Source organism: Exiguobacterium sp. UBA7533 (genome assembly GCF_002479335.1).
In the GTDB taxonomy this organism is placed as follows: Bacteria; Bacillota; Bacilli; order Exiguobacteriales; family Exiguobacteriaceae; genus Exiguobacterium_A.
Map to the genome: position 1 here is coordinate 289,881 of NZ_DLMP01000003.1, position 23,858 is coordinate 313,738.

21 protein-coding genes and 1 pseudogene are annotated in these 23,858 nt (G+C 46.6%); 4 read left to right on the forward strand and 18 right to left on the reverse strand.

The genetic code is table 11. The features are described from left to right. Positions 1-38 precede the first annotated feature (38 nt). The 7 genes and pseudogenes from tagH to B2U10_RS07030 all read right to left on the reverse strand — a co-directional run. Positions 39-779, reverse strand: a pseudogene (gene tagH / locus B2U10_RS07000) (teichoic acids export ABC transporter ATP-binding subunit TagH); the annotation flags it as partial. An 11-nt stretch (positions 780-790) separates the two neighbouring features. Continuing rightward, positions 791-1,591 carry an ABC transporter permease gene (locus B2U10_RS07005; protein ID WP_035409242.1) on the reverse strand — a complete coding sequence of 267 codons (801 nt, stop codon included), beginning with the start codon at positions 1,589-1,591 and terminating at the stop codon, positions 791-793. Further along, entirely contained in the window at positions 1,588-2,880 is a 1,293-nt protein-coding gene (locus B2U10_RS07010; RefSeq protein ID WP_290786477.1) for a nucleotide sugar dehydrogenase, read from the reverse strand. Before B2U10_RS07010 ends, B2U10_RS07005 begins: the two co-directional genes overlap by 4 nt. Positions 2,881-3,158: 278 nt before the next feature. Beyond that, complete coding sequence (locus B2U10_RS07015) at positions 3,159-4,412, reverse strand: glycosyltransferase family 4 protein (protein WP_290786480.1); 1,254 nt, start codon at positions 4,410-4,412, stop codon at positions 3,159-3,161. Further along, positions 4,409-5,725 carry a glycosyltransferase family 4 protein gene (locus tag B2U10_RS07020; protein ID WP_231496879.1) on the reverse strand — a complete coding sequence of 439 codons (1,317 nt, stop codon included), beginning with the start codon at positions 5,723-5,725 and terminating at the stop codon, positions 4,409-4,411. Before B2U10_RS07020 ends, B2U10_RS07015 begins: the two co-directional genes overlap by 4 nt. Then, entirely contained in the window at positions 5,620-6,624 is a 1,005-nt protein-coding gene (locus tag B2U10_RS07025; RefSeq protein WP_290786486.1) for a class I SAM-dependent methyltransferase, read from the reverse strand. Before B2U10_RS07025 ends, B2U10_RS07020 begins: the two co-directional genes overlap by 106 nt. Then, a complete protein-coding gene (locus B2U10_RS07030) occupies positions 6,621-9,245 on the reverse strand; it encodes a glycosyltransferase (RefSeq protein ID WP_290786489.1) in 2,625 nt (874 codons plus the stop codon). The genes B2U10_RS07025 and B2U10_RS07030 overlap by 4 nt, the downstream gene beginning before the upstream one ends. Before the next feature lie 287 nt (positions 9,246-9,532). Here B2U10_RS07030 and B2U10_RS07035 point away from each other — a divergent pair, with 287 nt between their 5' ends. Next, positions 9,533-9,697 (forward strand): hypothetical protein, encoded by a 165-nt coding sequence (locus B2U10_RS07035; RefSeq protein WP_197026223.1) that lies wholly within the window; start codon positions 9,533-9,535, stop codon positions 9,695-9,697. A 55-nt stretch (positions 9,698-9,752) separates the two neighbouring features. Here B2U10_RS07035 and B2U10_RS07040 read toward each other — a convergent pair whose 3' ends face one another. After that, positions 9,753-10,748, reverse strand: coding sequence for an NADP-dependent oxidoreductase (locus B2U10_RS07040; protein WP_290786492.1), 996 nt, complete (start codon positions 10,746-10,748; stop codon positions 9,753-9,755). 187 nt (positions 10,749-10,935) lie between these two features. On the opposite strand from B2U10_RS07040, the gene B2U10_RS07045 reads away from it, so the two are divergent. Next, the gene (locus B2U10_RS07045; protein WP_290748772.1) at positions 10,936-11,994 is read left to right on the forward strand and encodes a PTS transporter subunit IIC; all 1,059 of its coding nucleotides are present in this window, start codon (positions 10,936-10,938) and stop codon (positions 11,992-11,994) included. 86 nt (positions 11,995-12,080) lie between these two features. Here the strand turns inward: B2U10_RS07045 and B2U10_RS07050 are convergent, their stop codons facing one another. The 3 genes from B2U10_RS07050 to B2U10_RS07060 all read right to left on the reverse strand — a co-directional run bounded on the left by B2U10_RS07050 (position 12,081) and on the right by B2U10_RS07060 (position 13,855). Next, the gene (locus B2U10_RS07050) at positions 12,081-12,713 is read right to left on the reverse strand and encodes an HAD family hydrolase (RefSeq protein ID WP_035409257.1); all 633 of its coding nucleotides are present in this window, start codon (positions 12,711-12,713) and stop codon (positions 12,081-12,083) included. 13 nt (positions 12,714-12,726) lie between these two features. Next, positions 12,727-13,290 (reverse strand): DedA family protein, encoded by a 564-nt coding sequence (locus tag B2U10_RS07055; protein ID WP_035409260.1) that lies wholly within the window; start codon positions 13,288-13,290, stop codon positions 12,727-12,729. Between the two features lie 130 nt (positions 13,291-13,420). Beyond that, positions 13,421-13,855 carry a YkvA family protein gene (locus B2U10_RS07060; RefSeq protein WP_035409261.1) on the reverse strand — a complete coding sequence of 145 codons (435 nt, stop codon included), beginning with the start codon at positions 13,853-13,855 and terminating at the stop codon, positions 13,421-13,423. Positions 13,856-13,991: 136 nt separating this feature from the next. Here B2U10_RS07060 and B2U10_RS07065 point away from each other — a divergent pair, with 136 nt between their 5' ends. Both B2U10_RS07065 and B2U10_RS07070 read left to right on the forward strand, forming a co-directional pair. Beyond that, complete coding sequence (locus B2U10_RS07065) at positions 13,992-14,741, forward strand: SDR family NAD(P)-dependent oxidoreductase (RefSeq protein WP_035409264.1); 750 nt, start codon at positions 13,992-13,994, stop codon at positions 14,739-14,741. A 334-nt stretch (positions 14,742-15,075) separates the two neighbouring features. Further along, positions 15,076-16,323, forward strand: a complete 1,248-nt coding sequence (locus B2U10_RS07070; RefSeq protein WP_290786495.1) for a murein hydrolase activator EnvC family protein — start codon at positions 15,076-15,078, stop codon at positions 16,321-16,323. Between the two features lie 63 nt (positions 16,324-16,386). Here the strand turns inward: B2U10_RS07070 and B2U10_RS07075 are convergent, their stop codons facing one another. The 7 genes from B2U10_RS07075 to mtaB all read right to left on the reverse strand — a co-directional run bounded on the left by B2U10_RS07075 (position 16,387) and on the right by mtaB (position 23,854). After that, entirely contained in the window at positions 16,387-18,036 is a 1,650-nt protein-coding gene (locus B2U10_RS07075; RefSeq protein WP_290748764.1) for a methyl-accepting chemotaxis protein, read from the reverse strand. Then, the gene (locus B2U10_RS07080) at positions 18,033-19,007 is read right to left on the reverse strand and encodes a BMP family lipoprotein (protein WP_290786498.1); all 975 of its coding nucleotides are present in this window, start codon (positions 19,005-19,007) and stop codon (positions 18,033-18,035) included. The genes B2U10_RS07075 and B2U10_RS07080 overlap by 4 nt, the downstream gene beginning before the upstream one ends. 137 nt (positions 19,008-19,144) lie before the next feature. Further along, a complete protein-coding gene (gene deoC / locus B2U10_RS07085) occupies positions 19,145-19,810 on the reverse strand; it encodes a deoxyribose-phosphate aldolase (RefSeq protein ID WP_035409273.1) in 666 nt (221 codons plus the stop codon). 75 nt (positions 19,811-19,885) lie between these two features. After that, positions 19,886-20,770 (reverse strand): EamA family transporter RarD, encoded by an 885-nt coding sequence (gene rarD / locus B2U10_RS07090; protein WP_035409275.1) that lies wholly within the window; start codon positions 20,768-20,770, stop codon positions 19,886-19,888. Between the two features lie 16 nt (positions 20,771-20,786). Further along, a complete protein-coding gene (gene rarD / locus B2U10_RS07095) occupies positions 20,787-21,662 on the reverse strand; it encodes an EamA family transporter RarD (RefSeq protein ID WP_035409277.1) in 876 nt (291 codons plus the stop codon). A 54-nt stretch (positions 21,663-21,716) separates the two neighbouring features. Beyond that, positions 21,717-22,412: a 23S rRNA pseudouridine(2604) synthase RluF gene (rluF, locus tag B2U10_RS07100; protein WP_035409278.1), complete on the reverse strand. Its 696-nt coding sequence runs from the start codon at positions 22,410-22,412 to the stop codon at positions 21,717-21,719. A 107-nt stretch (positions 22,413-22,519) separates the two neighbouring features. Then, on the reverse strand, positions 22,520-23,854 hold the full coding sequence (gene mtaB, locus B2U10_RS07105; RefSeq protein WP_035409280.1) for a tRNA (N(6)-L-threonylcarbamoyladenosine(37)-C(2))-methylthiotransferase MtaB: 1,335 nt from the start codon (positions 23,852-23,854) through the stop codon (positions 22,520-22,522). Positions 23,855-23,858 lie beyond the last annotated feature (4 nt).

Sequence of the window (23,858 nt, forward strand, 5' to 3'; positions counted from 1 at the left end):
ATTCGACCGGTTCGTTTTTTCGAAACATAGTGAGTGGCTTGCTTTTTGGATAACTGTTTGTACCAATATAAATATTTATTGTATTCCGCGAGTGTTTCATTCGTTGGACCAAATAAACGCACTTCACCGTATTCCAGCCAAAGGATCTTCGTACAAAAGCTTTTGACTTGATTCAAAGAATGGCTGACGAAAAAAATCGTTTTTCCTTGATCCCGGAATTCGCGCATCTTATCGAGACACTTCTCCGTAAATGTTTGATCGCCGACAGATAAGGCTTCATCGATGATCAAGATATCCGGATTGATATTGATCGAGATAGCAAAACCGAGACGTGCCCGCATCCCACTCGAATAGGTTTTGACTGGCTGATCGATGAACTCTCCGATATCCGCGAATTCGAGAATTTCCGGTGTGATCTCCTCGATTTGCCGTTTGGTCAGTCCCATCATCAATCCTTTGAGCTCGATGTTATCGCGACCTGTCAGTTGACTGTTCAATCCACTTGAGATGGCAATCAGTGCTGATTTTCCTCCTAGCGTGACACATCCATACGTAGGCGGTGTGACGTTAGCAAGTAAATGGGATAACGTTGATTTCCCACTACCGTTGATGCCTACGACACCCACGATTTCTCCCTCTTCAACAGAGAAGGAGACATTTTTGAGCGCATAAAAGGATTTTCCGCTCACTTTTCCAAAGAGCACTTCCTTTAATTTATCGATTGGACGCTCATAGAGCATGTACCGTTTTGAAACGTTCTCAAACACGACGTGACTCATCGTCTTTCCTCCTATACATAATCAATGAAGTAGCGTCGGAAACGAATATGGACCGCTGCTCCGACGAGCAGGATACCGAGTGTCACACTCCAAAAATAAGCGCCATACCAGATGTGATCCATCAAGTAACCGGTTCCGATCAAGGCGGAGCGGTACCCCTCAATCAAATAGACGAGTGGATTCAACATCAATAGCATCTTAAACAGTGAATGTTCTGGGGGAATCCACATGATCGGCGTTAAATACATCAGCATCCTTATCGCGGATGTCACCATGTTCTGGACGTCTCGGATCATCGTAGCAAGAGCCGACAATAACAACGAGACGGCATAAAGAAAGATGACGCCGGCTGGAACGATATAAAACAGCTCGAGCGTATGCCATCCTGGGAAGTAACCAAATGCACTTCCTAAAACGATCGTCAGGGCAATCATCGCAAGGTGTCGATAGAATTGAGCCAAAATGACATATGCCGGAATCGTACTCAACGGAAAATGCATTTTAGAGACGAGCGCGACCCGACCGTAGATCGACCGTGATCCACTTGGAATCGTGCTTCCGATGAAGAACCATGCGATCAGTCCACTAACGAGCCAAAAGACGAATGGAATTCCGTCGACAGGATGTCCACCACGGATTCCAAAACCAAAGACGACCCAGTACACCCCGATCTGGAGGAGTGGCGTCATGATCTCCCAAAACCAACCTAAATACTGCATGCTATACTGACTTTTTGTTTCATAGAGTGACAGCCGAAAGATCAGATACAGATGATCTTTCAGCTCCCCTCCAATCGTTCGTAACGCGTTCATATTGCTTTTGCATCCACTTCCGTCACGCGGTGCGTATGCAAGTTACCGAAGTTGAGGACCTTGACCGCATCGAGTTCACGGACAATTCCTTTTGTATCGAAGAGTAACGGTGTCCGCATGTAGTTTGCGAAACGACGTGAATCGAATTGTTTGAACTCATCGTGGTCGACTAAGACGAGTGCTAGATCGGCGTCTTGGATCGCTTCGATTTCATCAACGAGTTCAAAGCGTGTCGAGATGGAATGCTCGATGTGTGGATCACAGACCGCGACATCGAGTCCACGATCGAGCAATTGTTCAATGACTTCGACAGCTGGGCTCTCGCGCATATCGTCAACATTTCCTTTATACGTCACACCGAAGACAGCGATTTTTGGACGAACACGTGAACCGACGAGACGAGCGGCTTGTTCAGCGACGAATTGTGGCATTTGGACGTTCGTTTGTCGTGCCGTATGAATGATGCGTGCAAGTGATGGGACTTTTGCGACGATGAAGTACGGATCTACTGCGAGACAGTGACCACCTACACCCGGTCCTGGATGATGCAAGTTCACACGTGGGTGCATGTTTGCCATCTCGATGACATCTAAGACGTTGATCTCAAGCTGGTGACATACTTGCGTCAATTCATTTGCCAGTGCGATGTTGACATCACGGAACGTATTTTCCATCAATTTCGACATTTCGGCTGTCTTCGCGTCGGTCCGAACGATTTCTCCTTGAACGAATGTTTCATAGACGGCTGCTCCTACCTCTGCACATGCCGGTGTCAATCCTCCAACGATCCGGTTGTTATGAACGAGCTCGTGTAAGATCTGCCCTGGTAACACACGCTCTGGGCAATGAACGACATAGACGTCTTCACCGATCGTAAAGCCGGCTTCTTCAATCAGTGGACGAACATGATCGTCCATAGTGCGTGGCGCGATCGTCGATTCAACGATGACGACGTTTCCTTTTTCAAGGAACGGCAACATGTTGTTGACGGCTGACACGACGTATTTTAAATCACATGATTTATACGTATCGTTCAAGTTCGGCGTCGGGACGGCGATTAAGAAAACATCGGCCCGTTCTGGCGTAAGTGTCGCTCGGAATTTTCCGTTAGCGACGACTCGTTTGATGACATCCTCGAGTCCTGGTTCCTCAATATGAATCGTTCCCGTGTTCAGAAGATTGACGATGTGTGGATCGATGTCGACACCGACGACCTCCGTGCCGTGATCCGCGAACATCGCCGAAGAAGGTAATCCAATATATCCTAGTCCGATTGTGCAAAGTTTCATTTTGTCATTCCTCCATCGAGTTAGTCATACTAGCCAACGAACGGTCTGTGGCTTGGCTGTAACTAGACCATAACGACATTTCCTTTGCTTTCCAATGCTTCTAACCATCTCTTAAACCATTCTTCACAGACCTTACATTTCCAGCGTTTTCTATTGTTTTTGTAAATCTTATGAAGCTTTCACGAATACTTCGTTGCCATTCATATCAAACAAAACGACCCGTCAAGAATCCACCTTCATTCCACGTGGATTTCCCTTCGAGTCGTTGACTATTTTTCTTATTTTGTCCCAGATTCCATGAAAATCGAGTCATAGACAGCAAGAAGTCGGCCTTTTTCTTGTTCCCAGTTGTATTGTCTCCTTGCTACGCTTGCTCGCTCCTGCATCGCCCGTCGCAAGTTCTCATCCTTCACTAGACGATTGACCGCCTCGGCGATACTATGCGGTGATTCGACATCGACGATCAAACCGATTCCTTCTGTTTCGACGACACGACGGATTTCTGGTAAGTCGGCCGCAACGACAGGAATTAACGCTGCCATGTATTCGAATAGTTTATTCGAAGAAGCTGAATAATGATTGAAGCAAACGTTCTGGAGGACTTGAAAGCCGACCGTCGCCGCTGCCGTGTAACTGGGTAGTTCAGCAAGCGGAACCTTATCAATGAAGCGGATACGAGACTTTTCCGATGATTGCGTGGCCAGTTGCATCAGTTTCCCTTTTAACTTTCCATCTCCAACGAAAATAAGTGTTCCTCGATCGATGAACGGCATCGCTTCAATGAGTCGCTCCAGTCCACGTCCTTCCTGGATCCCGCCTTGATACAACAAAATCGGCTCGTCTGGTGCGAGTGCTAACTCTTCGCGTAACGGTCGCGGTTGCGGAATAATCGGTTCGTAAAACGGATAATTGTGCAAGACGGATGGTCGGGTTCCATATAATTTTTGATGATAATCTGCACGCGTGTCATTTTCAACGATGGTCTGGTCGACGAATCGAAGCAACCAGCGTTCTAATTTCCCTTGCATGCTTCCGTATCCTGTCCGATCGGTCTGGACTTCATGCGAGTCATAGACGATTTGTGCACCACGCGCCGCCCCAATCGCTTGTGGTAACGTATTGACATCGTTCGCATGCATGACGTCATAATCATGCTTCCGGGCAGTACGTGTCATACGAAGAATGCCGAAACTGTTATATAGGGCGTAACGGATGAATCGACTTCGCATGAATAAAAAGAGCACGAGCATCACGGGAATGAGCCATGGCGCAAGAAGCGCACCCATCAATCCGATAGCAAGTGTCCGTTTTTTCCGTTTGCGAAAGAACGGGAGCCACCTCGCAAAAGGTGGCGTCCGGTCGATTCGAATGACGCGAAACCCTGACATCGGGTATTCGACTTCTGGAAGTGTGCCGTCATTTAGACAGTATAGGTCCACGCGGTGTCCTGCTTCGACGAGTGCCGTACATTCACGTAAGACACGGGCGTCATTCGTAAAAGGATTCCAAACAAACATTCCAATGCGCTTCATTCTGCGACCGCCTTTCGTGACTGCGTTTGTTCGATGGCTTCAAACAAGCGCTGTTCATTTTGTTCCCAATCGAAATGGCGTTGGACGTAATCCACACCCGCCCGTCCCATCGTTGCACGTTTCTCTGGATTTCGTGATAACTCGAGAATATGATCGACGATCTCCTCTTTTTTCCGCTGGACAGACACATAACCGGCTCCTGCTTCTTCGATGACATGCGCCGCATGACCTGATACCGCACCGACGATGGCACAGCCCATCGCCATGTAGTCGATGATCTTTCCTGGTGTCACTGTATCGAACGCTGTACTCTCGACGAGTGTCGCAAAGGCGATGTCACTCTTCGCGAGTTGTTTCAACGCATCCCAGCGTGGCATCGCGTCAAGAAACTCGATATTCGTCAATCCACGTTCCTTGACGAGTCGTTCGAACGTTTGTTTGTGATAGCCGTAACCGACGACTTGAAAGCAGATATCCTGTTCTTGTTGAAGTTCCTGTGCGACGTCAAGCAACAAGAACACATCTTGTGCGAGTCCGATATTCCCTGTATACACGACGCGAACTTGTTCCGATACTTTTCGACGTTTGATTAACCACTCGTTTTCCTCGATCGAGTTCGGGATATAATGAATTTTTTCCGGTGCAATGCCTCGTCCTTCGATATACGATCGAAAACCTTCACTGTTGATGACCAATTGATCCGCCTGTCGATACATCCACTTTTCAAGCCAGTAGAGCGGAGTCAATAAGAGACGCGATTTCGTAATGCCGACGCCAATCAACGATTCTGGCCATAAATCACGCACATCAAGAATCAAAGGAGCCTTTTTGACATGTTTCGCGACGACCCCGACGAGCCCCATGAAGATAGACGGCGTCGTCGCATAGATGTAGGCGTAGGATTTTGGATCATGTCGAACCTCTTTCACCGCAAGTACGAATTGTTCCACGAACAAGCGAAGGCGCCGCCATAAATTATTCGTCGCCCGGACGTCACGCGGTTGGATACGAGTCACATGTGCCGTGTCGAGGCTCGGTTCATCCCAGAACATCGAGTCCGTATAGAGTTCTGCCGTCGGATAAAGCGGTTCTGACGTCAGGACATGAACGTCACTTCCCGCTTGTTCCATCCGCTTGAAGATATTCTTCATTCGGTTTGCCGCACTGCCAATTTCCGGATAGAAATTTTGACAAATCATCAAGACGTTCATCGACGACTCCGGCGCTGTTTGAGTTGACGTCGGAACTTCCAGTAGCGGACGACGATTTTTCCGAGCTTTGAACGCGCGAGTGAGCGGTATTTTGATTTCCATGATGCATTCACCTCCAGCAATTCTAGATTTGACACCAATGACGCTTCGAATCGATCAAGAAGTGCGGCATATTGTTCTTCGAGCATCTTATATTGTTCACGCTGTTCCTGTAGTTGCTGTTCATGACGTAGTGATTCCGCTTGTGCCTGCTCGAATAAATCTGTTTGTTCCGCTAACCGTTGAACTTTTCGTTCTAGAGTCTGTTGCTTGCGCTTTAAGTCAATGATCGTTGCGAGATGCAATCGTTCCACTTCTTCAAAGGCATCCTCGAGCCATTCGACTTCCGTTGGTACAATTGCTCGACCATCTTGTGGTTCAGGATAGACTTGAATCGTGATTCCAAGCCACTTATCAAGCCGCTCGACCGTCTCGATTTTACCGAAGGGCGTCAACTGTTCAAGCAGTCGATTTAAATAATACGTCCGTTTGTGATCCGCATAATCGTTCACTCCAAATGGAACTGTGATGACGAGTCGTCCTTCTGGTGCGATGAACGAGACGGCACGAGCGATGAAGCGTTCCGGCTCCCCGATATGTTCCAATACTTCCGTCATCAAGACTGTGTCGAATTGAATGTCAGGTGTATACGTCATGACATTAGCTTCATGTAATTCCACTTTTTCCTTTACGGATGCCGGTTCCTCAAGCAATGCTTGTTTGGCTTCAGTAATCGCTTCTGGTAAGACATCGATTCCGACGACATGTTTCCCTTCCCGTCCAAGCAAAATCGGAACAACTCCACCGGAACAACCGATATCTAAAATGTGCTCCCCTTTTGCTTGTCGAACGATCCAGTGAACACGCGCGCGCACTTTTTTACCGAATCCCCCCCCTAATTGATCGTAGTAAGCTGCTCGGATTTGATCTTTTGGTCGTGCTGTCTTCATCGATGCCGTCATTTCTGCACCTCCTCAAGTAATAGATGTTGAAGGCGATCTGTCTCCTGACGGTCTGCAAGCTCCATGAATCGACGGATTAACGGGTTCGTCAATGTGATCGGCTCATAGAAACCAATGATTGTGCGCAACAATGCGACACTTGGTGCGAAATCCTTATCACTGCAGTAGCGTAATTTAACGAGATACCAATGCTCGAAGAAATGCTCGAATCGTGTTTCCTTGTATTCCTCAAGCACTCCATAACGAGCGAATTTCTCTGCTCGTGCCCGTTCTCGGACAACACTGCGTTCAAAAAATTTCACCGTCAATGCATTCACGGTCGATCCTGCAACTGCTGCATAATAATAATGGATGACCCGATTGACGAGTAAGACACGATTGGCGCGAAGCATCAATTCCTGGAAAAACAAGGAGTCCTGACCGACTGCACCGACGACCTGTTCCAATTGATGTTCGAGCAAGAAGGTACGACGGACGACGAGTGCTTGAATGCTTTGTACCGCAAAGCGATGTTTCAATAGAAAAGCTTTTGGATCTTCACAAACCGTTCGTCCTTGTTTGCGAATCGTCGGCAAGGCGATGATACTCGTCTTCTCGGCAAGTTTTTTCATATGACCCGCTACAAAATCAAGTGATGGATCGTTCTCTAATTCCTGAAGCAAAAAGGCATAACGATCGCTGAGTACCTCGTTATCTGGATCAAGGAACGTCACATAGTCAGCTCGTGCCATCTCGACTCCCTTGTTGCGAGGACGCGAAGCACTACCACTACCACCTGTCTCGAAGAAATAGGTTCTGACATTGCCATAACGTCGCGCGAGACGTTCTACGGCTTGACGTGCCTCTATGTCCGTCGATCCATCATCTACGAGTAAAATCTCTGACTCCATGAATCGATCCATCCGTGTTAGACTGGCGAAGCATTTATACGTGAGATGTTTCCCATTGTTATAGATGGGAACAACGACCGACAGTTGCGGTGTGTGATCCGTCGGAACTACTGTCTGCTCGTTCCACTCAAATTGATCGAGCAACAGCGTTTTTCCGTTCAATTCACCTGCTTGAAACGCGTCATATCCGATATCTGACCGCCAGATAATCGCACCGTTTCGGCTACCGCTCATCTCATGTAGATGATATGGATGTTGGCTCCCCTTTCGGACAATGCTGGCATCGCTATATTTAAAGCCATTCACGAGGTCCTCTAAATAATATTCACCGTAGGATTCATGCCCATCCATCCAAGCAACGAGATCCGCTTGATCATAGGTTTGCTCCGTCAATGCATCCGCTGAGACGATTTCGTCTGGTGTGAGACTTTGACGATTGATCACGTCACGAATGACTTCCCCATCCTGAGCGACAACGATTAGTAAACGATGTTTTCGTGTTTCAGGTACTCGTCCAATGAACGCTAGAATCTGATCCATCCGTTCGAAGACTGTATGCTCCGTCATGACGGCACGAAGTCCTTCTGCTCGTAAACGTTCGATTTCTTCTTGCGATGTGCGTTCTACGATCGCCGTCGCCTCCTGTGCGTCATGTACGGTGAAGATGTTCGGAAACTCGTTGTTGACGGCGATACTGTAATTCGACAGGATCAAATTACCGAGTGCTTGCGATTCATAGACGCGACGGGCACACATCGTCTTACTATATTTGATGCTATTTAGGTTCAGGACCCAGTCATAACATTTACTGACTTGTTGTAAGGCATCATAAGGAATCGCTGGTGCGACCCGTGATTGATAGCGTTCCGGAAACTGATAGGCTGGTAAGTCGAGATGATAATTCCGGTCCACGATATCGAGTTCGTGCGAAGACTGCATGACCCCATCAAACAACATCTCCGTATCTTTCACACGCTCCGGATATTTCGCCATCCAGCTACCGGCGAATAAAACGCCCTTCTTTCGGCTACGTGTCGCTCCAATCGGATTGTGAATCAATGGATTGACTCCAAACGGCATCGCCATGATTCGATCATGTCCACATAAAACACGATATTCAGGAATCATCGCCTCATCTGAAGTCAGGACATAATTGGCAGCTTGAGCCACGTCTTGAAACCGTTCATGGTTACTCGGGTCTTCCGTCGATTGAAAGACGACTGGAATTCCTTTAGCTTTGACTTCCTGCATCATCGAAAGTAACCGTTGGCGTTTCTTTGAATTTGGTGTGGCGACACCTTTCCAATCATCCCCTCGTAATCCTTTCCATGAAGATACGACCAAAAAGAGATCAATCTCGCGCTCGAAAACTTCTTCGAATGTGTTCGCATTGACATAATGGAGATGAACGGCATCTTCATAATAGGCATACATGAATTCCGAGCAGACGATTGCCATCTCGATTGGTCGTTTTTCATAATAACGCGTCGTCGTCCGTACCGGAATATGTGAGACATCCAATTGATCTAGTAATGACGCTTGGCTATTTTGTTGATAACGTGTCGTCGTGTTTTTAGAAGTTCGAACCGTTGGCAGACGCAAGACGTCCAGCTGACGAAGTTTTTCGAGTGACTCTTTACTTGCTGTCGTGTCGCTTGTGAGCCGTTTTTTCTCTTCGCGAACCCAATTTAGTTGTTGCATGATTTGTCGTTTCCATTTTTGATCACTCACACGTAAACACCCTTCCTCTTTTCAACTCTTTTTTAGTCTACGGAAGCAATTCAAAGGCTACTTGAAGGACTTGCAAGGTTTTTGTAAAGACTTAGTGAAGCTTTTTTGGATTTTCCTTACATTCCATTTCAGTCAACCTGTATTTCCTAGGAAATCGACCGGTTTCGCTTTCTTGTCCGTGGAAATCATTTACGCGTTTTCGAAAACGACTCTTATGCACTCTCATTGTTTTGGATTTAAAAAACGGGGAAACATTACTACGTACTGATAAAAGGAGATGACTGGACATGTTAAACGAAAAAAATCATGATTTACCAGATGAAAAGGCAGACGTTGGTCTTCACCCGGACCCTGATCCAGCTGAGACATCAGATCCCGGAATCAAGCCTGCGGAAACACAACATCCGGATCCAGATCCAGAAGAACTCAAGCGCGATCAAAAGGATTCATGAATCTCATGCCATAAAAAAGAGGTTGCGGAATAATTCCGCAACCTCTTTTGGCGTATTACTTAACTTTTACTAATAGTTTCCCTGTGTTCGAGCCATCGAATAATCCGAGGAAAGCATCTGGTACACGATCGAAGCCTTCAAAGATCGTCTCTTCATATCGTAATTTCCCTTCACTGACCCATTGACCGAGTTGCTCAGCCGCTTCCTTGAATCGTTTGCCATAATCCCCCACTAAGAAACCTTGCATGCGCGCACGCGCAATGATTAATTTCGATTGAACACGTGGACCGATGTCCTGTTGTGCGTTATACCCAGAAATAGCGCCGCAGACCGGTACTCGCGCGAATGGATTAAGCCGATCCAGAACCGCATCGCCGATCTCTCCACCGACATTTTCAAAATAAACATCGATGCCGTCTGGACACGTCCGGTCTAATGCTTTCCGGATGTCTTCCGTTTTGTAGTTGATGACTTCGTCAAAACCAAGATCTGCTTTTAAGTGCTGTAACTTTTCGTCACTTCCTGCAATCCCAACTACTCGTGCACCTTTGATTTTAGCGATTTGACCAACGATCGATCCAACAGCCCCTGCTGCTGCCGATACGACAACAGTTTCTCCTGGCTGTGGATTCCCGATATCAAGCAACCCGAAATACGCCGTCATCCCTGTCATTCCGAGAACACCGAGCGCTGTTGAGATCGGAGCGATCTGCTCATCGATTTTACGGACACTTTTCGCATCGACGACTGCTTTCGTTGCCCAATCGAGCATCCCCACGACGACATCACCTGACTTGAGCGCCTCACTTTTAGACTCGATGACACGCGCTACGACACCCCCGTGAATCGGTTCATCAATCTCAAACGGTTGCGAATAAGAACGCGTATCGTTCATACGTCCCCGCATATATGGATCGACTGAGATATAGAGTGACTCCAGTGCGACTTGCCCTTCTCGTAAATCTGCTAACTCAAATGATTCATAACGGAATGTTTCCCCTGTTGGTTTTCCGTTTGGTCGTTCCGCTAATACGATACGTTGTTCTGACATGATTCATGACCTCCTCATTCAATATACTTCTTCACTGTAACAATTCCGTTTCTGAAAGACGAATCCTTTGCTCGTTTGGAATTTTCTAACTTTTCCTTGACGTCCTTCTGTTCTTACCGTAAGATAAAACACAATTAATAACTTTTATACTGTTATGCACAAAAGCGTTACATAAGGAGAGGATTTTGTGGATTCATCTATTTTGCGTCAGCCACGTCAATTTGCAGTGCATGTTTTAAACGGTCTCAGTATTGGAATTCTCGTTGCCCTTATTCCAGGAGCCTTACTCGGTGAACTCGCTAAGGCATTATTGCCATACGTTTCTGGTGCCCAACACGTTTTGGACGCAACGACACTCGCGATGCGACTTTTACCAATGGTGATTGGTGTCGCCGTAGCGATGCAATTTAAAGTGACACCGATCGCCACCACATCGATTGGACTCGCGACGGTCGTCGGCTCAGGTGTTGCGACCCGTGCGGATGCGACATTCGTTTTCGTCGGTACAGGTGATGTCATCAATGCTGGTTTGACGGCAGCTATTGCAACAGCAATCGTCTTATTGATTGGTGAACGCTTCAAAACATATACGGTGCTTGTCATGCCAACGATTTTGATTGTCGGTGCCGGTGGAATTGGTGTTCTGACGTATCCGTTCGTCACACGGATCACAACAGCAATAGGACATGTCATCTCAGACTTCACGGCACTTCAACCCGTCTTGATGGGCATTCTAATTGCGGTCGCCTTTTCCGTTCTCATCGTCTCTCCGCTTTCGACGGTCGGCATTGCGACCGCGATCAGTTTATCGGGTGTTGCTGCCGGAGCTGCCAATCTAGGTGTCTGTGCCGCTGGGTTCGGTCTTGCGATTGCCGGTTGGCAAGCGAATTCACGCGGAACGTCGATTGCTCATTTTCTTGGTTCTCCTAAAATCCAGATGGCGAACTTCATTCGTAATCCATTGATGATTCTACCTGTCATGTGTAGTGCCGCTATCCTTGGTGCATTAGCAGGAATGCTCGGTGTTCAAGGTACACCGTTTAGTGCCGGATTTGGAATGTCTGGTTTAATCGGTCCAATCAATGCGCTACACCTGATGTCAGGAGGATGGACGCTCTTCAATATGACATTCGTGCTTGGTCTTTTTATCGTCTTACCCATTATTCTCTGTTTATTGTTCCATCTACTCTTCCGGAAGTTCCGTCCATGGATGAGCGCAGAATCGTACCGACTCGATTTCGAGTAAGTGCATCTTGATTGATATTTTAACCACAAAAAAGCCAAGCCGACCGTCTGAAAAAATCGACGTTTCTAGCTTGGCTTTTTACTTCTTTATTTTTCAATCACTGTTAACAAATCAAGCGGTGTCTCGATGACATGATCTGCCGAATTCCACTCGGATGGCGTACCAAAACCATATTGACATAAGACGACCGGCATATGTTCCTTACGAGCCGCTTCGACATCAGAAGACCGATCTCCAATCATCCAGTAAGATCCTTCTCCAAACTCATCGCGGTGAGCGCGTAAGATATCCGATTTTTCTTTTCCATTGACAGATTCCAAGCATTTCGGACTTGTGAAGAACGAGCGGATTTCCTGACTATCAAGCACAAGGTTTAGATAATGGTTGCCGCAATTACTTGCAGTTGAGACCGTGTGTCCCGCTGAAACAAGAGCTTGCAATAATGATCGAATTCCGTCAAATAATACATTCTGTTCAACCATCGTATCTTCTAAATGACCATGTCTCTTTTTTCGAATTAAACGAATATCCTCTTCTGAGGCTTCCGGAATCGCTTTTCGCCAAAAGGCGCTTCCTGCAAGACCGTAGCTTGCCTGAACACTTTCTTGCGAAGGTTTTGGAAGATGCGGCATGTCCTCCATCGCCCGATGGATTGCTTCTGTCATTTGTTCCGTTGAGTCAATCAATGTACCGTCAATATCGAATAAGATAATTGCCATGTTCCCACTCCTTTTACATCTCTTTTTTTGCTTTTCTCTTTTTCTGAATCAAATAGCCAACCGTAATCAACACGCCTAAACCAATCCAAACTATCGGATGATTGAGGTGATGCAATTTTCGCCATTCATGACCAACAGCTTTCCCGCCCCAAATGAAGAGCGTCGACCAGAGGAAAAAGGAAATCGTCGTCACGACGGTAAACGTCCAGCGTGAAACACCAGTTAGACCGGCACCAATCGCAAATCCGATACGCCACATCGGAGAAAGAAGAAGAATATAGCGTCCTTTCGTCTCCATTTGCGTCTGAAACTGGAGCATTTTTGTTTCCGAAATCCGAAACCATTTGAATAAACGATTCAATAATCGTTCACTCCCGAACTGTCCAATCGTAAAAAAGAGGTTCTGACTAATGACGAAGCTTACTACAGCAAGGAACACCATGAATAGCAGATTCGCCTGTGCCGTATGCACGAGATATCCTGCATACGCGAGCGGTACTTCGCTCGGTATGAATGGAAACATGAGCGTCATCATGATCCCGATATAACCGTATGATTCCATCCAGTGGTGTCCCATTTTCGCCCTCCCTCTCTCTTTACCAACTATTTCTAGTGTATCGAAATTTCAAGAGGGCGTACAGGAAACGGCTCTTTTTACATCAGAAAGAGCGACTTCTTGTGTGAAGTCGCTCGGATCATCTATTTGATCAATACGCATCCTCGCTTTGCAATGGTTGCGTACGACGTTTTTGTTGTTCATCTTGCCAGTCGCTGAAACGTGTCAATTCTTCAAAGACTGTTTTCGTGACGAAAAGGATGACTGCGATATCGTCTGCAAATCCAAATCCGAGTACGAAATCAGGTACGAGGTCAATTGGTGACACGAGATAAACCAATGCGCCGATTACTTTTAAGATCGTCGTACGACGAATGTTACGGTATTCACCTGACTGGTACGCGCGAATCATATCGACGAACAACGTTAACGGTGAAAAGACGACGGACAAACGAGAGTTCCCGTTTACCTTTGCAGTTGCTCGTTGTAACAGCGAGTTCGTCTTTTTCGGGCGATCAATATAATCTTTTGCATCTTCAGCATATTGATTTTGTTGTTTTTCTAATTGTTGATTCGAGAATTTCATTCCTATTTTCCCCCATTCTAAAGTAACTTCGACGCTTTTCTATTTCCCTGTTCCTACGGATGATAATCCTGTCAGGTTTCAGGATATGATGGAACGGTAAAAAAGGGAGAGAAGCGTTACAGAAAGGATGATTTTTATGAATCATGTTAATCAAACCGTCATCATTACGGGAGCCGCGAATGGCATTGGTGCAGAACTCGCCCGCACCTACGCTGCGCATGGCGCAAATGTCGTTCTTGCTGACATCGATCAGATGACAGGAGACGAATTAGTTCAACAAATTGAAGAAGATGGTGGGACGGCTTACTTCTATCACCTCGATATCCAACACGAAAAAGACGTTCAACTGTTGATTGAGAAAGCGATTGAACATACTGGTCGTATCGACATCGTCATCAATAACGCCGGTATCATGATTCGAAAACCCTTACTCGAATTGTCACTTGAGGAATGGGATCGGGTTCATCATACGAACCTGCGTAGTATCTTTTTAACGACTAAGGCCGCTACACCTTATTTGAAACAAAGTAAAAGTGGTGGTCGGATCGTCAACCTGGCTTCGACCCGCGCCTTCATGTCGGAACCGCATACAGAATCTTATGCATCGACGAAAGGTGGCATTTTTGCTCTGACCCATGCACTTGCTGTCTCACTCGGAGAAGACGGAATTCTCGTCAACGCGATTGCTCCTGGTTGGATTGAAACCGGTGACTATCAAGAATTATCACCTGAAGATCATAGTCAACATCCAGCTGGTCGCGTCGGAAAACCAAGTGATGTCGCTCGTGCGGCTCTCTATCTAACACACCCGGATAACGATTTCTTGACGGGCGAAACACTGGTCCTAGACGGTGGGATGACACGAAAGATGATTTATGAAGAATGATTCGGATGGAGTGCCTTTCGGGGCACTTTTTCATTTCACAAAAACTATATTTATACCTTTTTCAAACATTAATAAACCTTCTATTTATACGATGTTACAAAAATATATCTTCTGACATCATTCGGAAATCAATCAATTACATAATGATTTTTCCTTTCATATCAACATATTCTATTTATTCTTCTGTTCACGCATCATTATTTTCATAAATTCTTCATACTTTCTGCTAGCTTCTCTTGTATTTTTTTAAAAGAATTGTAAAGTGGATTTTCTGATTTTCTTGTTAGAGTGGGATAGGTAACACTTCACAAGGGAAAGGAATGACGCTTAGTTTATGAAACGACCTTTCGGAAAGTCACTCGGGCTATCGCTCATGACACTCACTTTACTCGCAAGTCCGCTCATGACGACAACTCCCGTCGACGCAGCAAGTTCATATAGAGAAAAGCAACAACAAAACCAGCAACAACAATCGAAGCAACGCGAGGCGTTGTCTCAAAAAAATAATCAATTATCTAAAGCACAGCAACAAGTCTACGCCCTGGATCAACAGATTAATGGGCTGACATTACAAGTCGTCGAGAATCAAAAGAAAATCGACGAAAACACGAAACAGATTGCTCGATTAGAAGATAAGATCGAGAAGTTGCAAAAGAAAATCAAGAAACAAGAAAAAATGCTCGGTGATCGTCTAGCGGTCCGTCAGTCGAAAGCCGATAACGCCCCACTGCTTGAAGCCGTCTTCGGCGCAAAAGATGTCGGTGATATGATCAGCCGTTTCAACGCCTTCAATACAATCGCGGAAAGTGATGCTTCTTTATTAAAAGATTACGAATCAAACAAAAAAGAACTGGCAGCTGCGAAAGAAGAACTGAAGCAGACACGCCAAGACTTGATTGAAGATCGTAATGTTTTAAAAAAGAAACAACGTGAATTAAAACAAGAAAAACAAAAGCGAACAGCACTTCTGCAACGTCTGACGTCGCAAAAGAAAAAAATCGAATCCAGTATCCTTAGCCTGAAAGAGGCATCGGCCCAACTGAAGGCACAGGAAGAGGCAGAAAAAGCTGCAGCACGTGCCGCGAAAGCAGCTGCAGCAAAAGCTGCAAAACAATCGGCAGTGCCAGCATCTGTTAGCAAGGCCAGCACGAAAGTCATTTCAAAAGCAAAAGGTAAATTCATCAAACCTGCTCAAGGCTCTGTTTCGCAAGGAATGGGTGCAGCAAGCGGAAGTAATGGTTATGCGTACCACAATGGAACCGACTTCGCTGGTCCACTCAACTCGCCAATCGTTGCGTCTGCAAATGGAACAGTCATCTTAGCAAGTTCCGGTGGTCCTTACGGCAACCACGTCTATATCTCTCATAATATCGACGGAAAAACGTATACGACCGTGTATGCCCATATGAATGCCTTGAACGTTAAACAGGGACAACAAGTCAAACAAGGACAGCAAATCGGTGTTCTCGGAAGCACCGGTAACTCGACTGGTCCACACTTGCATTTTGAAATCCACGATGGTGGATACCAGTATGATGCGAATGGACGAACGAATGAGCTCGATCCAGAAAGCTTCTTCTAAGTCGATTCAAGAAAAAGTGCACGCCTTCTCTTCCTGAGAATGCGTGCACTTTTGCTGTGTTCATTAAATTTTGAATTGATGTGTCTGACTGTCAAGCGACGTCGTCGTCGACTCGAGTTCTTGCATCAATTGATGAATCTGTTCGAACGATGCCTGTTGATCACGCATCGAAGCAGCGATCTCTTCATTTCCGGCTGCAAGTTCTTCCATGACACCACTAACTGTACTGACTTGACCAACGACATGGCGGGCTTGTTGTTTCGAATGTACGAGTTGTTTCGTCACATAATCGAGTGTTTCGGTCACACTCGCTACTTTTTGACGCGTCTCACCGAATGCTTGTTGGACGTGTGTAAAATTCTCGACCTGGTTCGTCTGTTCCCGCTCCGCTTGCACGAGTGCTTCTTGTAAAACAGCGCCGTCTTGGCGAATCGAACGGACGAGTGAGAAGATCGAACGCGTCGCTTCGTGTGTCTCATCTGCTAACTTTTTAACTTCACTCGCCACGACGGCAAATCCACGACCGGCTTCCCCTGCTCGCGCCGCTTCGATTGCCGCATTGAGTGACAATAAGTTCGTCTGCGCAGAGACTCCAGCGACGAGTTGCGCCATCTGTTCGATTTGTTGCGTTTGCTCAAGGAAACCTTCTAATTTCTGACCGAGTTCACGATTTTGTTCTGTTGACGCGCGTAATGAAGTAGCCTGTTGTTCCATGACAGAACTACTTTGAACCATCACGTGATCTGCCGCCTGTCCTTCTGCATAAGCGGTTTGTGCGCGTTGTTCGCTCTCCTCGAAGAGTTGTTGCATATCAGCCATCGTACTGACCGTTGTCTGTATATCATCCGACACCGTTTGTGTACCGCTCGCCATCTCATTAATCGCATGGGTCATGTTACCAGAAACTTCGACGATGTTCGCGTTCTCTGTGGTCGCTTCCGTACTCATTTGACGAATTGTGTTCGACGAACGACTGATCGTTCCGATGACCTCATGTAAAGTTCCTTGCATCTGCGCAACAGCCGTCTCGAGTCGACCAATCTCATCTTTTCGACCGGATACGACCAGTTCCTGTGACAAGTCTCCATCCGAAATTTGCTCTGCTGTCCGGACGACACGGCTGATCGGTCGCGTGATACTACGTGCGAAGTACCAATTGTATAACGCTAGACCAATCAAGAGGAGGAATGTCGCGATTAGGACGGTCCGCGTCAAATTCAATGTCTCGTCTTTTGCCTCACGTTGTAAGACATCATAAAACTCCCCATTTTTCGTATGTAACGTATAGAGATCACTGAGGACACCTTCAATTCGTGCGGCATGGGAGCGAATGTCAATCGGATTCACCGCGTCCGTCAGTTCCGTCCGTTTTGCAGCGAGCGTCTTATACTTCATATCCGCCCGGTTCAACTCTTCTTGAAACGCTGGAATCAAATATGTCTTCTGTAGCTGATTCAAAGCTTGCTCGTTCTTCTTACTAAGAGCCTGAACCTGCTCCGCCTGACTCTCAGACGGTTGGCTGGCCAGTCGGTTCCATGCTGCCTGTTCATATAAGAGCTTCGTTTCGAGTTCTGAAATTTCAACGAGTTGTTTTCCGTAGTCTTCGTTATAGGATTGAATTTGACGGAGTTGGAACAAGGTCCATCCCATCAAGATGACGACACTCAAAATCGTCACTAATGTTGAGAGTAAAAATCGTTTCCGTAACGTCATTGGATCGTCACCTTACCTTCGAGCACATCTTGTTGCAGCTGCTCTAATTTTTTTCGTTCCCCGTCCGTAAAGTTCGTATTACGGATTGGAGCCAACTGGATTGCCCCTTCTTTGACACCAAGGACGACTTGTCCAGATTGGAGTCCTTTTGCATCCACATCTTGTCCGATTTTCGTAATCGCAAGATCAACTTGTTTTAGCATCGACGTCATGACGGCGTCAGGCGCGATCGGGGTCTGATCGCTATCAACACCGATAGCTTTTTTCCCCTTCGTTTGCGCTGCCTCAAGGACGCCGCTCCCTGTTAACCCAGCAGCTGCATATAACACGTCTGCCTTTTTCTGCATCATTTCGTTTGCAAGCGTCCGTCCCTTTTCGGGCGCCGCAAAGTCCTCCGCATATTCGACGAGTACCTTTGTTTTCGGATTGACGGCTTTAGCGCCAGCTATGTATCCTTTTTCGAACTTCTCAATCAAAGGCGACTTCATCCCACCGACGAAACCAATCGTATTCGACTTGGTTTGGATTCCTGCAGCGGCACCCGCTAAGTAGCTTCCTTCGTCCTCTTTGAACGTAACCGAGAGTACGTTCGGTAACGTCGAGACGGCATCAATCAAGGCGAATTGTTGTTTCGGATATTTTTTAGCAACGGTCTCAAGATCTGTCTGCCCCATGTAGCCGAGTCCGACGATAACGGTCGGCTTCTTTTTCGCTAACGCTTCAAATGCTGTTTTATAGGTCTTCGTTTCGTTTAATTCCCGGTAATCGATCGACCAGCCTTCCTTCTCCCGTAACAACGCCATACCGCTCATCGCTGCATCGCTGAATGATTGATCGCCAAGACCAACATCCGATAAGACGACCGCCATTTCCTTTCGCTCCTTGACTGCCCGTTCTGGATCATCGATGACACTACCGCATCCTGCAAGGCTTAGTGTCGATGCCAGTATGATTCCACTCCATCGTTTCATTCATTCCACACCCTTCCGACATTCTACATCTGATTATCGGAAGCGATGTCTGACTTTTTAATACAAAATCCAAATTCAGAATAATCCCACAACAAAAAAACATGCCCCTCTAAAAAAGAGGGACATGTGACATATTCTTAGTAGTCGCTATCAGACGTACCACCAGTAACGATTGCGATTCCTGCTGAAGCACCAATGCGTGATGCACCTGCATCGATCATTGCTTTTGCACCTTCGAAGTCACGAACGCCACCAGACGCTTTAACACCGATATCAGGACCGACTGTCTCACGCATGAGACGGATATCTTCGACTGTTGCACCACCTGTTGAGAAACCAGTTGATGTTTTCACAAAGTTAGCACCTGCTTTAACTGAAAGTTCAGCAGCTGTTTTGATTTCTTCTTTTGTAAGAAGACAGTTTTCAAAGATGACTTTAACGAGCGTACCGTTCGCCGCTTCGACAACTGCACGAATATCACGTTCTACTAACTCAAGATTTCCATCTTTTAGTGCGCCGATGTTTAAAACCATATCGATTTCTGTTGCACCGTTTTGAATGGCATCCTTTGTTTCGAATGCTTTCACTTCTGGCGTGTTTGCTCCAAGTGGGAACCCGATGACTGTACATACTTTCACGTCATCATCTGACTTTAAGAGTTCTGATGCTAACGCGACGTATGTCGGGTTAACGCAGACGCTTGCGAATTTGTATTCTAATGCTTCTTTACAGAGTGTTTCGATTTGAGCACGTGATGTTTCTGGCTTCAGTGCCGTATGGTCGATCATTCCTGCTAAATTCATGATTGTTATCCTCCTTAAGGCTTCCCTTTGACTCTGATATTATTCTATCACGCAAGAGGTCTGACTTCTATCTTTTTACGCGACTTTTCGAAGCTGTTTTTTTCGAATCCAGACTCCATTGAGTGTAAAGACAATCGCTGCTGTCCAAATACATGTAAACGCCACCATATGTGTTTTAGTAAACGGTTCATGATAGAGCAAAACACCGAGTCCAAGTGATAAGGTTGGTGCGACGAATTGCAAGAATCCAACCCATGTGAATGGAATTCGTTGTGCCCCGAATCCAAATAACAAAAGTGGCACAGCGGTGACGATCCCCGTTAAGATGAGTCCAGTCATCGTACCGACAGATTCGGTTATCGAAGACGTTCCCTGTACTTGCCAATATCCGAGGAAGATCAAAGCCAGTGGAAGCGGCGCCATCGTCTCAAGTGTCAGACTGACCGTTGATTCAAGCGGACGACGTTTTTTGACGACGCCGTAAAAACCGAAGCTTAAGGCAAGCGCAATCGAGATCCATGGAAATTCGCCGTAGCCAATCGTTAAAATCAGAACACCGATCGTCGCAAGGACAATCGAGATCCATTCAATCCGTGAGAGCTTTTCTTGAAAGAAGAAGACACCAAAGACGATGCTGACGAGCGGATTGATGTAATAGCCGAGCGACGCCTCAACGATAAATTGATGATTGACAGCCCAGATGTAGATGAACCAATTCAAGCTGATGATCAGTCCATTTAAGAAAAAGAGTCGGCGCGTGAACGGATCACGCAATGCCGTCTTCCATTTTCCAAGTGCTTTTTGAAACGACAGTAAGATGAGTAGAAATAGAAACGACCAGATGATCCGGTGCGCTAGTATCTCTTCACTCGGTACATTAGCGAGCATCTTCCAGTAAAGCGGTAAGAGCCCCCAAATGATATATGCGACAAGCGTCGCAAAAAATCCCGGTAGATTCACATAATCCCTTCTTTCGTTATGATACCTTCTTCATCCGTATCTTTCCTGCTGATAAACCGCTGATCGTAAACAAAGCAACGGCAATCCAAATGAACAGGAAAGCGATGAAGTGAATCGTCGTAAAGACGTCATTAAATAGATAAATTCCAAGGAGTAGCGTTAACGTTGGTGCAATGTACTGCAGAATTCCGACGTAAACGAACGGGATTTTCGGCATCCCGTATCCAAATAACATCAATTGAACTGCTGTTGCGATTCCGAGCATGATGATTGCAAGCAGTGCACTCGTCGGCATCGCAAGCGGTTGACTATCCGTCACGCCTAGCGTCAAGAGAGCGAACGGGAGCGTGACGAGCGTCTCTAAAAATAATCCCGATAATGGCTCGGCTGCCGCCTTTTTCTTCAGCACACCATAAAATGCGAACGAGATAGCAAGTGAAAAGGCAATGATCGGAAATTGACCATAACCGAGCGTTAAAATCATCACACCAGTGATTGCTGATACAATCGCGATGATTTGTGGACGCGTTAATCGTTCCTTAAAAAAGATCAAACCGAACAAGACGCTGACGAGCGGATTGATATAATACCCGAGCGACGACTCGACGATATACCCTTCTCCGATGGCATACAGATAGAGTGACCAGTTCCCACCTAATACGAGACCTGCCGCAAGCACGGTATAACGTTGGCGTTTGTTTTGCCACAGGTGACGAACGAATTGAAACTTCTTCGTCAAGCGTAACAATAGTGTCACGAAGATGAACGCACTTAAAATCCGGATTGAAACGACCGTCCATGCTGGAATTCCAGTTGCAAATACTTTATAGATCGGCAATAGTCCACCAATCACATAGGCGACGAATGTCGCACTCATACCCCGTTTGTCCACGGTCATCCCCCTTATGTAAGAAGAAAGCCGCCGGGTGGCGACTTTCATTGAACCTTATTGCCCGTCTAGCGTCGTAAACAACTCGCTTAATTCCGCTTCCGTCAAATCACGCCAAGAACCGATTGGTAAATCGCCGAGCTCGATGTTCATGATTCGGACGCGTTGCAGCCGTTTGACCCGGTAGCCGAATTCTTTACACATACGGCGAATCTGACGATTTAACCCTTGCGTCAAAATGATGCGAAATGTCCGTGTCTCAAGTGGTTCAACGATACATTCCTTCGTCGTCGTACCGAGAATGTCGACTCCACTCGCCATGCCTTGAATGAACGTATCCGTAATCGGTGCGTCGACGGTCACGATATATTCCTTGTCGTGATTGTTTTCCGCTCGTAAGATCCGGTTGACAACATCACCGTCATTCGTTAACAGAATCAAACCGTCTGAATCCTTATCGAGACGACCGATCGGGAAAATCCGCTTCGGATGATTAACGAAATCGATGATATTTCCTTCGATATCAAGCTCCGTCGTACACGTAATGCCGACCGGTTTATTTAAGACGATGTAGACGGGTTTTGGTTTCGTTTGGAGTGGCTGACCGTCGATTTCGACGACGTCCGTCTCTTCAGCTTGCGAGCCGAGTTCTGCCGTCAGACCGTTGATCGTCACACGACCTGCGTCGACTAATTTATCGGCAGCACGCCTTGAGCAAAAGCCCGTTTCACTAATGAATTTGTTGATTCGCATGAATAATATCCTCTTTCCTTAATTGAACTGTATTCAGTGTAGCGCATTCCTGAAATGAAAACAAAAAAAGTGGCAAAGAAAACCAGAGGTTCCCTTTGCCCTTTCGATTAGACTACAGCGTCTTTAAGTGTCTGCATGATGCGAACGAATTGACCATCGTTCATCGGATAACCGGCTTTCGTGATTTTGACACGAACGAGTTGTCCGATCATCGACTCATCGCCTTCGATTGCGACACGCAAATAGTTATCTGTGTAACCGACGAGACGACCGCCTGCTTCTTCCGAGAATTCTTCCGGAATGATCTCAAGCAGTTCCCCTTCGTATTTCGAAGCATATTCCTTTGCGAGTTGATCTGATAATGCGATCAAGCGCGCGACGCGTTCTTCTTTGATTGATTCCTCGACTTGATCGTCCATCATCGCAGCTGGTGTTCCCGTCCGTTTCGAGTACGGGAAGACATGCAACTCACTGAACTTATGATCGTTGATGAAGTTGAACGTTTCCATGAACTCTTCTTCCGTCTCACCTGGGAAACCAACGATGACATCCGACGTGATTGCACAGTCAGGCAGGACTTCCTTCAGACGCGTGATCCGTTCTCCGAATTCCGCCATCGTATACTTGCGGCGCATCCGGCGAAGGACCGTATCGGAAGCCGACTGGATCGGAACGTGCAAGTGACGAACGACGATTGGTGAGTCCTTCAGGACATCGAGTACCTCGTCCGTGATTTGACTCGCTTCGATCGACGAAATGCGTAAGCGTTCAAGTCCATTGACGGATTCGAGTGCTTTAAGTAATTTCGCTAAGTTGTAGTCTTTCAAGTCTTCTCCGTATCCACCTGTATGGATTCCCGTCAAGACGATTTCTTTGTAACCCGCATCAACGAGCTGTTGTGCTTGCTTCAAGACATCTTCTGGTTGACGAGACCGCATGAGACCACGCGCCCATGGGATGATACAGAACGTACAGAAGTTGTTACAGCCTTCCTGAATTTTCAGCGAAGCCCGCGTCCGGTCCGTAAAGGCCGGTACATCTAGTTCTTCATAGACTTTTGCTTTCATGATGTTTCCGACCGCATTGATTGGCATGCGTTCTTCACGGAATTGTTCAATGTATCCAATCATTTTATGCCGATCTTGCGTTCCAACGACGACATCGACGCCAGGAATCGCCATGATTTCAGCAGGAGACGTTTGGGCATAACAGCCCGTTACGCAGATGACACTATCCGGATTTTGGCGAATCGCCCGTCGGATGACTTGGCGACTTTTCTTATCTCCGGTATTCGTGACCGTACATGTATTGACGACATACACGTCCGCATGATCAGCAAAATCAACGCGTGCGTAACCAGCGTCCTTGAACAGTTGCCAGACAGCTTCTGTTTCGTAATGGTTGACTTTACAGCCAAGCGTTTGAAAGGCAACAGTTGCCATTTCG

Bases quoted from the DNA above. Each gene is read 5' to 3' on its own strand.
- B2U10_RS07005 (WP_035409242.1), bottom strand. From the start codon at position 1,591: ATGAACGCGTTACGAACGATTGGAGGGGAGCTGAAAGATCATCTGTAT.
- B2U10_RS07035 (WP_197026223.1), top strand. From the start codon at position 9,533: ATGTTAAACGAAAAAAATCATGATTTACCAGATGAAAAGGCAGACGTT.
- B2U10_RS07025 (WP_290786486.1), bottom strand. From the start codon at position 6,624: ATGACGGCATCGATGAAGACAGCACGACCAAAAGATCAAATCCGAGCA.
- B2U10_RS07080 (WP_290786498.1), bottom strand. From the start codon at position 19,007: ATGAAACGATGGAGTGGAATCATACTGGCATCGACACTAAGCCTTGCA.
- B2U10_RS07070 (WP_290786495.1), top strand. From the start codon at position 15,076: ATGAAACGACCTTTCGGAAAGTCACTCGGGCTATCGCTCATGACACTC.
- B2U10_RS07050 (WP_035409257.1), bottom strand. From the start codon at position 12,713: ATGGCAATTATCTTATTCGATATTGACGGTACATTGATTGACTCAACG.
- B2U10_RS07060 (WP_035409261.1), bottom strand. From the start codon at position 13,855: ATGAAATTCTCGAATCAACAATTAGAAAAACAACAAAATCAATATGCT.
- B2U10_RS07055 (WP_035409260.1), bottom strand. From the start codon at position 13,290: ATGGGACACCACTGGATGGAATCATACGGTTATATCGGGATCATGATG.
- B2U10_RS07010 (WP_290786477.1), bottom strand. From the start codon at position 2,880: ATGAAACTTTGCACAATCGGACTAGGATATATTGGATTACCTTCTTCG.
- rluF (WP_035409278.1), bottom strand. From the start codon at position 22,412: ATGCGAATCAACAAATTCATTAGTGAAACGGGCTTTTGCTCAAGGCGT.
- mtaB (WP_035409280.1), bottom strand. From the start codon at position 23,854: ATGGCAACTGTTGCCTTTCAAACGCTTGGCTGTAAAGTCAACCATTAC.
- deoC (WP_035409273.1), bottom strand. From the start codon at position 19,810: ATGAATTTAGCAGGAATGATCGACCATACGGCACTGAAGCCAGAAACA.
- B2U10_RS07075 (WP_290748764.1), bottom strand. From the start codon at position 18,036: ATGACGTTACGGAAACGATTTTTACTCTCAACATTAGTGACGATTTTG.
- B2U10_RS07065 (WP_035409264.1), top strand. From the start codon at position 13,992: ATGAATCATGTTAATCAAACCGTCATCATTACGGGAGCCGCGAATGGC.
- B2U10_RS07015 (WP_290786480.1), bottom strand. From the start codon at position 4,412: ATGAAGCGCATTGGAATGTTTGTTTGGAATCCTTTTACGAATGACGCC.
- B2U10_RS07040 (WP_290786492.1), bottom strand. From the start codon at position 10,748: ATGTCAGAACAACGTATCGTATTAGCGGAACGACCAAACGGAAAACCA.
- B2U10_RS07020 (WP_231496879.1), bottom strand. From the start codon at position 5,725: ATGGAAATCAAAATACCGCTCACTCGCGCGTTCAAAGCTCGGAAAAAT.